Here is a 12,288-nt window from a genome sequence, read left to right on the forward strand (position 1 = left end):
CGCCTTACACAAAAAAACCTGCATTATGCAGGTTTTTTGTACCATTTTTAATATATAACTATCAAAACTGAATTAACTACATGTCCACATCGACAATGTAATGCCCCTGAAGCCAATTGCGACCAATAAGTAATTTATAGGTCATTTTGCTTCGGTCCCTTAAGTTAACATCAACTTTGAATTCTTGACCTGGTTCACCAATGGTTAACGTCACCATATATCTAATTTCACTACCCTGAGCATTACGAATAAGTGACGTGCTATGAATTCTTGCAGTAACGTCTACTGTTTCATTTTTCTCATTCATGGTTGTAAATGTCACATCTTTACCGACATTGTTTTCCATGTTTTCTTTATCTTCATCTTTAATTCTTAAGTTTGTTGCATGAAGTGAATTCTCGACCGCACCAGTATCAATACGAGTATCAAACATCAAACCAGACTCAACAATGCTAATGCCCGTTGTTGGACCGATAAATTTCTTTTCTGAAACATCAACCACATACTTTCCTTTAAGCCAATTACGACCAATAAGTAGTTTGTAATCCATGGTTGTTCTATCTCGTAAATTAACCTTAACTTTACGAGTGTTATCACCAAACTTAATCGGTAACTTTACTGCATAACGTGTTTCTGTACCTTGAGAGTTACTTACCGTAGATGTACCAACAATTTCAGCAGTAACGACTTGCTTCTCGCCTTTTTCATTAAACGTAGTAAAAGTAACGTCTTTACCCACATTATCTTTCATTTTAGTTGCGCTGCCACCAGCAACAGAAATATCTAATGCATGTAATGACGAGTTCACTGCACCGGTATCCATTCTTGCCTCAAACACGATGCCATCAGCACTGACTGACATCATCTCAGTTTGTCCTAAGACTTGTTTGTCTACAGCAAAACTTGAAAAAGAAACTCCACCTATTAATAGTGCGACAATGACAGATTTAAGCATTTGGATTCCTAATTATGACTTTTAAAAACAAGGTGCGGGTTTATCGTAAAATTTGTTCGATTTCTTTATCAAAAAGGTTTTTGATTAAACCAGAAAACTCTGTAATAAAAACTGATTGCTCTGGCGTGGCATTATGGCTAGCTACACTTGCTAAAATTTCTTCAAGATCATAGACAATAGCGTCGATTTCTCGAATCACCTTATTACGTTGCGCGAAAGATAAATTAGGGTTTTGACCACAAACCATGATGATTTGTGCAGAGAGTTGATCTTCAAATAATTCCATCACCGTTTGATTATTGATGCTGGTATCTTCTGAAGCTTCAAATAAACCAAGGTGTTCTGTTAAATATTGAATTAAGTGAATATAGCCGTCTTTATCAGTGACCATTAAATGCCCTATTAACGTGGCTTAAGCTGTTAACTATAAGCCACATTGTATAATTATTGAGACAGAGTGAGTACAAACGATACGGGAACAGCTAAGCTTATACTGCTTAATCCAGCTATTTCACGTAATTTGTTAACCCCTTCTACTAAATCGAAATCATTCGCCTGTACAATTACTGGCGCTAAACTGCTTACTACCATTTTGGTATCAGAAAGCTTTGCCACCAATACATCAAACGACATTTGGCGGGTTTTACCATGCAAATCAATAGTGCCATCAATTTGTGTCATTAACGTTGAGCCGACACTCAAATCTGCCAGCAATTTCGGGTTAATCACTGAATTTAATTTCACTTGTGGGTATTTAGCCACTTCGAATAACATGGTTTGCATTCTTTCATCACGTATTTCAATCCCTGTATCTACACTGACTAATTCAATCGTTAAATTGAATGCTCCTTCAGGGGTTAAGCTGCCACTGACCTGTTTAAAGTCATGTACTTCTGCAATATCGCCTTTTTTAACAGAAATAAAACTGACCTTTGAATGCCCTTGCTTGACCTGCCAGTCAGCGGCGAACGCCGATGCAGATAATAGCGCTGTTGACACTAATGCCACTGGTAACGCTGTTAGCCATTTTTTCATCATTAATCCCTTTTGTGAATAAAAACAGTTAAATTATAGATTAAAATTTATTAACTCGACTGGAATCAACCAAGCTATTATTTTCTGAACTTATAAACGGCTCAGCCATTTATCTAACGCCTGTGCAAATGCATGTTTATCTGCCTGAGAAAAGCTATTTGGCCCCGTTGTATGGACACCACTGCTGCGAAGCTCTTCCATAAAATCTCGCATAGTTAATCTTTGTTTTATATTGTCAACAGTGTATATATCACCTCTTGGATTAAACACGACTGCGCCTTTGTCTATCGCATCAGCAGCCAAAGGAATATCACCAGTGATCACCAAATCACCCGCGTTAAGCTGCTCAACAATGTAGTTGTCTGCTTCATCAAATCCAGAACTCACTCTAACAACAGAAATATTAGGTGAAGCAGGTACTCGAATTAACTGATTAGCAACAAGTACGAGAGGAATCGTTTTACGGTCTGCCGCTCTAAATAACATGTCTTTTACTGGGTTTGGGCATGCATCTGCATCAACCCATATTTTATGGCTCATTTTTTCTTCTTTAAAGTAAAGTCTGGCTCATTAATCTGGCTTCCCTAAGAAAATTAAGGCGCTAATCTATCGATATTCCAACCGGATGGTAACTTTTGATATATAAATCGATCATGTAATCGTTTTTCACCGCCTTGCCAAAACTCGATACTTTGCGGCTTAACTCTATAGCCTCCCCAAAACTTGGGAAGTGGCACATCGCCTTTTGCAAACTTGGCTTTCATTTCGTTAAATTTGGTTTCTAATGCTTGGCGTGCACTAATTTTACTTGATTGATTTGATACCCATGCAGCAACTTGGCTATCTTTTGGCCTTGTCATAAAGTACTTAGTCACTTCCATCATCGATAATGGCTCGGCTTCTCCGGTAATAGCCACTTGGCGCTCTAGAGGATGCCATGGGAACAATAAGCTGGTTTTTGCATTATTCGCTAAATGGGTAGCTTTTCGGCTTTCAAGGTTGGTGAAAAATACAAAACCATCATTATCAAATTTTTTTAATAACACAATGCGCTGAAAGGGTTGACCATCAGCATCCACTGTCGCAACACACATCGCAGTGGGATCTGTTAACTCAGCATGTTTAGCCTGCTCAATCCACTTTTCAAATAACACAAGTGGGTTTTCAGGTAAGTCTTTGCGGCGTAATCCACCTTGAGTATACTCTCGGCGGATATCAGTTAAATCATTCATTAATATCCCTCTTTTATTCTCATCATTATACTCAAAGATACTGATATATGATCATTACATACTGGATAAATTCAGGGAAACATTAAGCTCGACGATTCAAGTCATTTCAAAAGGCTTCACTCTGAATATAGCCACAACACGGCGTCTGCATACGACGCTAAATAAGGTTCAACCTCTTAAATATAAAAAAGCCAGCAATAATCGCTGGCTTTAATTTAGCTATAAACCTTGGTGCTACTTTTTCACCAAACCTTTACCTTCTGCCCATACGTGCAGCATTTCTAGTCCCAGTGTTGCGCCTGCTAGTGCGGTAATATCAGCAGAATCATATGCTGGAGCAACTTCGACTACGTCCATTCCGACTATGTTCATGCCACGTAATCCACGAATGATTTTCATTGCTTTATCACTTGTTAGGCCACCACACACTGGTGTACCAGTACCTGGCGCATAAGCAGGGTCTAAACAGTCAATATCAAATGTGACATACAAAGGCATATCACCTACCCGCTGTTTAATTTGCGTGACGATTTGATCTGCAGTTAACTCATTCGCTTGTGCTGCATCAATAACATCAAACAAGTGCTCCGCTTTGTTGTACTCGGTTCTGATCCCCACTTGAATTGAGTTTTCAGGCGCAATCAAGCCTTCATTAGGCGCATGATAAAACATTGTGCCATGATCATACTTACTACCTTGGCTATATGTATCGGTATGAGCATCAAAATGCAGCAATGCCATTTTTCCGTACTTTTTGTGATGAGCACGTAGCAAAGGCAATGTCACAAAATGGTCACCACCAAAACTTAGCAAGGCTTTGTCACTCTCTAAAATACGCGTTGCAAATGCTTCTAGACGAGTCGTGAAATCTTCTTGATCGCCACAATCAAAAACTAAGTCACCCGCATCAACGACATTAATGGTTTCACAAATAGAAAAATCCCAAGGCCAGCGAGTCTCCTCCCAAGCAAGGTTAACAGATGCACGGCGAATGGCTTCAGGTCCCATTCTGCCACCAGAGCGGCCTGTCGTTGCCATATCAAAAGGTAAACCGATGACAACAACATCAGCATTGGTTTCTGTTGGTTTAAAATTTAATGGCTGACGTAAATATCCAAATGCATTGGAATACAGTGAATAATCTGCTTTTTCAGCAAAAGTGCTCATAAAACTCTCCGTAAAGGCAATAAGCCAATAACTACAAATATTCTGGGATCAGTACTTCATGACAAAGTTGCTGATAATGACTGAAATCAATGTTGTAACCTTGTTCGGTTGCCAAAGAGCAACTGCCTAAACAAAGGTGAGCAGGAAATCCTTGGGTATTCTTAGGTGAATTAAACCCAATCACATCCCAACTGCCAGGGTTCAAAATTGACAGTAAACGAGCATAAATATCGACACTGTGATTGGCTAAATTAACATTGGTTTCAAGGCTCACATAAGAGCTTTTCTCTTGAGGTGTGATATGAATAGTAAAATATTCATTGCCTTTAATGCCGTTAATTGAATAACCAAATGGCTCAAATAAAAAGTCATCAACAGCGAAATCAGGAAACAGCTCAGATAACGCTAATAAATCCTGTATACCTTGTTTACTCTGATTTACGCCACGTAAATAATCCGCAGCCTTACCGTTAATGTGGTACATCAGTAATTCATTGGTTACGTCTGAATCACGTGCAATAAATGGCCGCTTAGTACTGAACATATAGTGGTGATGCGAATCTAAGTGGCCAATTCGGTATGCATTTCCTGCAATTGTTTTGCGTATTTTTTTCAAGTCATCTTGAAAAGAGCTTGATTGTAAGTGAGACAAATATTCATTTTTACGTTGGTAACTGGCAAATGCAATAGACTCTTCACCAACATGTTCGATGAATGACATCACAGCATCAGCCAGTGTTGTAGTGCCGCAGGTTAACATCACAAAACGGTCTTGCCAGACAAATAAACTAGACTCACTGAGTAAATAAGCATCGCAGTCTTCATTACTGATCGATGACAGAATTTCTGCATTAGCGCAGGCGACAATATCAGCCCAGAATGCTTGTCCAAATTCACGTATATTCAAAGATGAGTCAGCAATAATGACTTCAATCTTTTTCTCTGAACCTTCAAAAAACATATTAAAACCTACAAAAGCAGAGCCATTTTATCGGCTCTGCGGGTACTCGTATTACGAAAAATCTTCTAAATAGGTATAACCTTTAAGACCTAACTGTAACTCTTCTAGTATTGATGTTCTTTCATCCTCAGCAATATGCTGATTGACCAATTCTTCATAAGTTCGCATAAACGCAACGGCGTCTAAATTCACATAGCGAAGTACATCAGCAACTGTATCACCAGCAAGAACAGACTCAATATTTGGAATACCGCTTTCTTCAACCCTAACGACAGCAGAGTTGGTATCACCAAATAAATTGTGCATATCACCTAAAATCTCTTGATAAGCACCAACCATGAAAAAGCCGATCAAATAAGGGCTTTCAGGTGTCCAAGCAGGAACAGGTAACGTAGTCTCAATACCTTGACCGTCTACATATTGATCAACAATACCATCCGAGTCACAGGTAATATCTAACATCACAGCCCGTCTTTCTGGTGGCTTATCAAGTCCGCTCAATGGCAGAACAGGGAATACTTGATCAATCCCCCATGCATCGGGAATAGATTGAAATAAAGAGAAGTTAACAAAGAACTTATCCGCTAACTTTTCATTCAACTCATCAATAATGGGTCTGTGATAACGGTTATTATTACTCAACAAACTCTTAAGAGCATGACAAACACGCAAGTTAGTTTGCTCAGCCCAAGCACGTTGCATTAATGTCAGTTGCCCGACAGAAAATAACGAGTGCGCTTCAGCAATATCGCTTTGAGTATCATGATAAATCTCAATAATAGCCCGATTATCAGGACGCTCACTCATATCAGTCCAAGACATCCACATATTATGAAGTAGCTGCGGCGCATCTTCCTCGGGCGGTTGAATGTCCTCAGGCTTGTATGATTCAGTGCCAATAACGTCAGTGATTAACACCGCGTGATGCGCTGTTAAGTGACGACCCGACTCAGAAATAATACGTGGCATTGGCTGCTCATATTCATTACAAATATCAGTTAACACATTGACGATATTATTGGCGTATTCAGTCAAACCATAATTCATCGAGTTATTACTTTGACTTCGAGTACCGTCATAATCTACAGCTAAGCCGCCGCCCACATCAAAGGTATCGATAAGTGCGCCCATTTTACGCAACTCACAGTAAAAGCGGCCAGCTTCACTTACACCTTGGCGAATATCTCTAATATTGGCGATTTGCGAACCCAAGTGGAAATGAATTAATTGCAGCGAACTCATCATATTGAGCTCTTCTAATTCATTAAGCACCTTAAGCACTTGCGCTGCAGATAAACCAAACTTTGATTTTTCTCCACCGCTGGCTTGCCACTTACCTTTGCCTTGAAAAGCAAGTCTAGTGCGGATACCCAGTCTTGGCGTCACCCCCAAATTTTTAGATTCTTCAAGAATCAACTTTAGCTCAGAGATTTTCTCGATGACGATGTAAACTTTATGACCAAGCTTTTCACCGATGAGTGCTAAACGCACATACTCTTTATCTTTGTAACCGTTACAAACGATAACTGAGCTGGCTTTTTGCGCCATAGCAAGTACGGCCATTAACTCAGGCTTACTACCTGCTTCCAGCCCTAGTTGTGGCACTTCCTTTGACTTTTGGCTAGCCAAAATCTCTTCAACAACGGTTTGCTGTTGGTTTACTTTAATCGGATACACTAACAAGTAATCATTTTGATACTCGTATTTTTGAATCGCCGCATTAAAGGCATCACATAAGTTTTCAACTCTGCGATGTAAAATTTGTGGGAAACGCACTAAAACCGGTAAAGCAACCCCAGCTTTAACCATATCTTTAGCCAGCTCATTTAATCCGATAGTGCATTCTGGTTTATTCGGATCAGGGGTTACTGTCACCTCGCCACTATCATCAATACCAAAATACTGTTGACTCCAATGTGTCACGTTATAACTTGCACGAGCATTTTCGATAGACCAATCTTTCATATTATCCATTCCGTCTATTCAAGCAGATTATGCAGTTACCGACTGTGCGGACTTCACTGCAGTTTCAACAAAAGCGGGCAAAGCAAAGCTCGCCATGTGTAGAGCTGGCGTATAATACTGAGTGCTAATATTCGCCTTTTCAAAACGTTGCTTGAGGCTAGTCAAGTCAAGTTCTCTGGCCGATACATCATCAGTTGCCCAAGCAAACGCCATTGTGCCACCAATATAAGTAGGTACGGCAGCATTGTAAAACCAGCAATCTTTTACATAAGGACTTAACCGCCTTACAGTGTCTTGTAATTCTTCTGGTTGCATAAATGCAACCCCATTTTGAGCAACAAAAATCCCTTTTTCAGTGAGGCATCTTTTACAGTTTTCATAAAATGCAGAGCTAAATAATACTTCGCCAGGGCCAATAGGATCGGTGCAATCTGAAATAATTACATCAAATTGCTGCTGACATTGCTCGATAAAATGCATTCCATCATCAATCACTAACGATACTCGATCGTCATCAAATGCGCCCTGAGAATGTTGTGGGAAATAGGTTTTACACATTTCGACTACGTTAGCATCGATTTCTACCATAGTAACCTGCTCAACGTGTTTATGCTTCAGTACTTGGCGCAGCATACCACCATCGCCGCCACCAATAATCAACACCTTTTTAGCATCACCATGAGCAATAATAGGCACATGAGTCATCATTTCATGGTAAACAAATTCGTCTTTTTCGGTAGTCTGAATTGCACCGTTTAACGCCATTACACGGCCAAAGTGTTTATTTTCAAAAATACTTAAATGCCACTGTTCCGTTTTCTGTTCAAAAAGAACGTGTTCAACTTCAAAGTATTGGCCATAAGCCGGATGTAATGTTTCGTAATAAATATTTGATTTGTTTAGCATGTATATTGTCCAACGTTGTCGCTAATATCCAGACATTAACAACGTAGATTTAAGTAAAAATAACAATGTCGACTCAATTCAGCCACGGTGGTGATTGAGTCTCTATCCATGAGGTTCGATTCTTTGGTAGCCATAACAGTTAATCCGTCAAGCTAAACCCGACTTTTTCAAACTCTAAAACACTCATTGAGCTCAAACAAAAAAGCGGCGCAATTAAACCCTGCAAACCATTATAATGCAAGTAAGAAAAACCTATTTTAGTATAAATTTAATTCAATATTTCTATCATCGCTTTGACATATGTTTTTTTTGTTAAAAACCAGTCATTTCGCAATCTTTTTTCTTTATGATCAACTGCATTTATTTAACGAATTGCACGCCTGTTACTGATTATATTTGTTTAGTTGGCTAACCCAAGTTACATGCCTTGCATATTGAGTATATAATTAGCGTGTTTTTACATTATCTTTAAGTCAAATAGAGTCAACAATGATACAAATCGGAAAGCGTTATTCTTTAGAAGTCGTTAAGCAAGTTAGTTTTGGTGTATATGTTAATGCCCAAGAGTTAGGACAAGTATTACTACCAAACAAATTTGTGCCTAAAGACTGTCAAGTCGGCGACATGGTAGATGTCTTTCTGTATCTAGATTCTGAAGACATTGTTATTGCAACAACCCAGAAACCTTATGCTCAAGTAGGCGAATTTGCTTACCTAGAAGCAATTGCAACAGGACCTTATGGTGCCTTTTTGGATTGGGGACTAGAAAAAGATTTACTTCTGCCTTTTGGTGAACAGCACCGTAGCATAGAAGAAGGTAAATCTTATTTAGTGTATGTCCATGCCAATCATGTTGATGAACGTATTATGGCGTCGTCTAAAGTGGATAAGTTTTTAGATAAAACCCCGGCTGAATACACCGTTGGTCAACAAGTCGACCTTATTATTGGTGGCACCACCGATTTAGGTTTCAAAGCCATCATTAATAACGCTCATTGGGGCGTGTTATTTCAAAATGAAGTATTCCAACGTCTAAGTTTTGGTCAATCTATCAAAGGTTATATCAAACAAGTACGTGCTGATGGCAAAGTTGATTTAATTTTACAAAAAGCTGATAAGCAAAACCTTGATAGAAATGCTGAAACGATTATTAATAAATTGCATCGCGCAGGTGGTTTTTTACCGCTCAATGACAAAACCGATTCAGCGATTATTTATGATCAGATGGCTATGAGTAAAAAAGCATTCAAGCGCAGTATCGGCGGTTTATTTAAAGCAGGCCAAATCAGTATCGAGGATGACGGCATCAGATTGCTCAAATAGTCTGCAACACTGCTGAATTATTTGATAAAAAGCATGGTTCTGTTATAACAAACCATGCTTTTTTATTTGGAGTAATTTATGGAACTTAGCAATCAAGAAGCCCGAGTCATCGGCTGTTTATTAGAAAAAGAAATTACTACCCCAGAACAGTACCCGCTTTCAATCAATAGTTTGACCATGGCATGCAATCAAAAAAGTAGCCGTGAACCTGTAATGAGCTTGTCAGAGCAAGAAACTCAAGACATCATCGATAGCCTCACTAAAAAACGTCTTATCAGTGAACAAACAGGCTTTGGCAGTAGAGTCGTTAAATATAAGCATCGCTTTTGTAATACTGAATTTAGTGACTTACAGTTTTCTGCAGAACAATTAGCTGTCATCATCGTGTTATTGCTACGTGGCCCACAAACGCCAGGGGAGCTCAAAACACGTTGTAATCGACTATTTGATTTTGAGAGCCCACAACAAGTTGAAAGCGCCCTTCACTCTTTAGCCTCACGAGATGAGCCTTTAGTTGTGCAACTTCCTCGTGAAGCCAATCGCCGAGATAGCCGCTATGCTCAACTCTTCTCTGATAAGCATTATCTAGAGCAAGGGACAACGCAATTTGAAGTCAACACAGCGCCAGCAGCAAAAACGTCTACGAACCAAATACTGCAAGAGCGAGTAACCTCTTTAGAAGAACAGGTCGCCGATTTGACAAAGCGCTTATCCGAACTTGAACAACTACTTGATTAAGCTAATGAGTAAAAAGTACAAAGTAACATTGGCTTAACAATAATTAATCTCTAAAGCATGAGCCATAGCGTATGATGGCTTTTCTTTTATCTCTTTCTCAAGGAAATGTGTAAATGGACTCAACACCCAGTTCATCGTCTTTGCGTCAAACCTGGCTAATTGCCAGTTATGAAGTTAGCAAACGATTTACCAATACCAAAGGTATTGCAGCGCTTATCGCTTTTTCATTACTTTGGACGATAATATTATTATACCCAGTTCAAAGCGCCTCAGTTTATATGCTAGAGCCTGGTTTTAAAGAACTGGTGCAACATATTTATGGCCCAGATGCACTTAATCAATTATTTAGTTGGAAAGTCGCTGAGTTTGCTGTGTTTTGGTGTATTGCCTTATATGTCTTTCCAATGTTCAGTATTTTCATTAGTGCCGATCAATTCAGTTCAGATAAGCAGCGTGGCTCATTCCGTTTTTTAAGTTTACGTGTCAGTCGTGACAGTATCTTCTTTGGCCGATTTCTTGGACAAATGCTAATCCAAAGCTGTTTGCTATTACTTACCATTCTAGCGACGATAGTATTGGTTCTCAGCCGTGATACAGGCTTATTTATGGACGCTTTAGTCAGCGCAGTGTCAGTATTTATCAATGTCTTTATTGCTCTGCTACCCTATACAGCCGTTATGGCCGTTTTGTCTTGGTATGCCAGTAGCGCAAGACAAGCTAGTATCTACGCTATTATTTTAGGCCTTGTCAGCTTTATTCTGATCGCAATTATTAATAGCCAATTACCAGCCTTGTCTTTCTTAAGCTGGGCAATCCCAGGCTCTCAGCTATCTCTCATGATTGATACTCAAGGTTTGCAATCATTAATGTACGCACCAATACCTCTTATTCAAGCTGTCGCAATTCTTATTGCTGGGCGTATTTACATGCAACGGAGTGCATTATGAAGCTAATTACATGTGAAGGTGTCAGCAAACAATACGGCACGAAAACGGCGCTAAACAAGATTAACTTGTCCTTAGACACCGGAGCACCAATTGCGCTAGTCGGCCCGAATGGAGCAGGTAAAACAACGCTATTTAGCTTACTTTGTGGTTACCTTCACCCATCTGAAGGCAAGATAACGATTTTAGGTGAAAAACCGGGTAGCCCGCAGTTACAAAACCTGGTATCCGCCTTGCCACAAGATGCCGCATTAGACCCGAATTTTACCGTCGTATCGCAGCTCACCTTTTTCGCGAAGTTACAGGGATTTACTCGTCAAGACGCCAAGCAAGAAGCGTTGAGAGTCTTAGAGCTTGTTGATTTGTCATCTGCCGCTTTAATGCTACCAAAAAGCTTAAGCCATGGTATGAGTAAACGTGTGTCAATCGCCCAAGCATTAATTGGCTCCCCGAAGTTAGTTTTACTGGATGAGCCTACTGCTGGCTTAGATCCCGCTAATGCCAAAAAAATCCGCCAAATCGTTAAGGATTTATCACCTAAAACGACCTTTGTCATCAGTTCTCATAACCTTGAAGAACTTGAAAAATTATGTGATCAAGTGTTGTACCTCGAACAAGGAGAGCTTCAACAATCGGTTTCTATGAAAGCGGATGCAGAAACCGCCTTCTTAACCCTTACGATGCTAAACGCTGACATTGAGCAATTGGCTGATAAGGTCAGAGCGTTACCCAATATTCTTAATGTCAAAATGAATAATGATGAGCAACTTATCATTGAGCATCATATTGATACGAGTTTAGGCCTTGAAATTTCACTTTGGGCTCTATTTGTTGACAACAACTGGCAATATAAGGCCATGATGAAAGGAAGAAGCTTAGAGGAAACCTTATTCTCAAGTTAAATTAACTAGTCAGCTTGTTGTTTTAGAGCCAATAAGCACAATGACTGTTTATGACCATTCATATTTAAAAAGCCTGGTAATCACTACTGGGCTTTTTTGTGTCACCTACACGGCAACACTGGGTAAACACTAATAACGGCCGAAACGCTAATTCTGAAAC

Annotated in this window: 13 protein-coding genes; 4 read left to right on the plus strand and 9 right to left on the minus strand. The window is 39.5% G+C overall.

Annotated elements, in window-relative coordinates; genetic code table 11:
- Positions 1-76: 76 nt before the first annotated feature.
- From SJ2017_RS12180 to speE, 9 genes are all read right to left on the minus strand, one after another.
- Positions 77-955 carry a putative ATP-dependent zinc protease gene (locus SJ2017_RS12180; protein WP_080915939.1) on the minus strand — a complete coding sequence of 293 codons (879 nt, stop codon included), beginning with the start codon at positions 953-955 and terminating at the stop codon, positions 77-79.
- Between the two features lie 40 nt (positions 956-995).
- Complete coding sequence (locus SJ2017_RS12185; protein WP_055023324.1) at positions 996-1,346, minus strand: DUF3802 family protein; 351 nt, start codon at positions 1,344-1,346, stop codon at positions 996-998.
- A 53-nt stretch (positions 1,347-1,399) separates the two neighbouring features.
- Positions 1,400-1,990, minus strand: coding sequence for a YceI family protein (locus SJ2017_RS12190; RefSeq protein WP_080915940.1), 591 nt, complete (start codon positions 1,988-1,990; stop codon positions 1,400-1,402).
- A 90-nt stretch (positions 1,991-2,080) separates the two neighbouring features.
- Entirely contained in the window at positions 2,081-2,530 is a 450-nt protein-coding gene (locus tag SJ2017_RS12195; protein ID WP_055023326.1) for a YaiI/YqxD family protein, read from the minus strand.
- Positions 2,531-2,583: 53 nt separating this feature from the next.
- Entirely contained in the window at positions 2,584-3,222 is a 639-nt protein-coding gene (gene pdxH / locus SJ2017_RS12200) for a pyridoxamine 5'-phosphate oxidase (RefSeq protein ID WP_065107867.1), read from the minus strand.
- A 234-nt stretch (positions 3,223-3,456) separates the two neighbouring features.
- Positions 3,457-4,389 (minus strand): agmatinase, encoded by a 933-nt coding sequence (gene speB, locus SJ2017_RS12205; protein WP_055023328.1) that lies wholly within the window; start codon positions 4,387-4,389, stop codon positions 3,457-3,459.
- Positions 4,390-4,420: 31 nt separating this feature from the next.
- On the minus strand, positions 4,421-5,350 hold the full coding sequence (locus SJ2017_RS12210; protein WP_080915941.1) for an adenosylmethionine decarboxylase: 930 nt from the start codon (positions 5,348-5,350) through the stop codon (positions 4,421-4,423).
- Between the two features lie 51 nt (positions 5,351-5,401).
- Positions 5,402-7,315: a biosynthetic arginine decarboxylase gene (gene speA / locus SJ2017_RS12215; protein ID WP_055023330.1), complete on the minus strand. Its 1,914-nt coding sequence runs from the start codon at positions 7,313-7,315 to the stop codon at positions 5,402-5,404.
- A 27-nt stretch (positions 7,316-7,342) separates the two neighbouring features.
- Entirely contained in the window at positions 7,343-8,221 is an 879-nt protein-coding gene (gene speE / locus SJ2017_RS12220) for a polyamine aminopropyltransferase (RefSeq protein ID WP_065107865.1), read from the minus strand.
- Between the two features lie 489 nt (positions 8,222-8,710).
- Between speE and SJ2017_RS12225 the strand changes: the two genes are divergently transcribed.
- From SJ2017_RS12225 to SJ2017_RS12240, 4 genes are all read left to right on the plus strand, one after another.
- Complete coding sequence (locus SJ2017_RS12225) at positions 8,711-9,544, plus strand: CvfB family protein (protein ID WP_065107864.1); 834 nt, start codon at positions 8,711-8,713, stop codon at positions 9,542-9,544.
- Between the two features lie 78 nt (positions 9,545-9,622).
- Complete coding sequence (locus SJ2017_RS12230) at positions 9,623-10,282, plus strand: YceH family protein (RefSeq protein WP_080915942.1); 660 nt, start codon at positions 9,623-9,625, stop codon at positions 10,280-10,282.
- A 113-nt stretch (positions 10,283-10,395) separates the two neighbouring features.
- A complete protein-coding gene (locus SJ2017_RS12235) occupies positions 10,396-11,229 on the plus strand; it encodes an ABC transporter permease subunit (RefSeq protein ID WP_080915943.1) in 834 nt (277 codons plus the stop codon).
- A complete protein-coding gene (locus tag SJ2017_RS12240) occupies positions 11,226-12,128 on the plus strand; it encodes an ABC transporter ATP-binding protein (RefSeq protein ID WP_080915944.1) in 903 nt (300 codons plus the stop codon). The genes SJ2017_RS12235 and SJ2017_RS12240 overlap by 4 nt, the downstream gene beginning before the upstream one ends.
- The last annotated feature ends 160 nt before the right edge of the window (positions 12,129-12,288 follow it).

This window comes from Shewanella japonica (assembly GCF_002075795.1).
Taxonomy (GTDB): domain Bacteria; phylum Pseudomonadota; class Gammaproteobacteria; order Enterobacterales; family Shewanellaceae; genus Shewanella; species Shewanella japonica.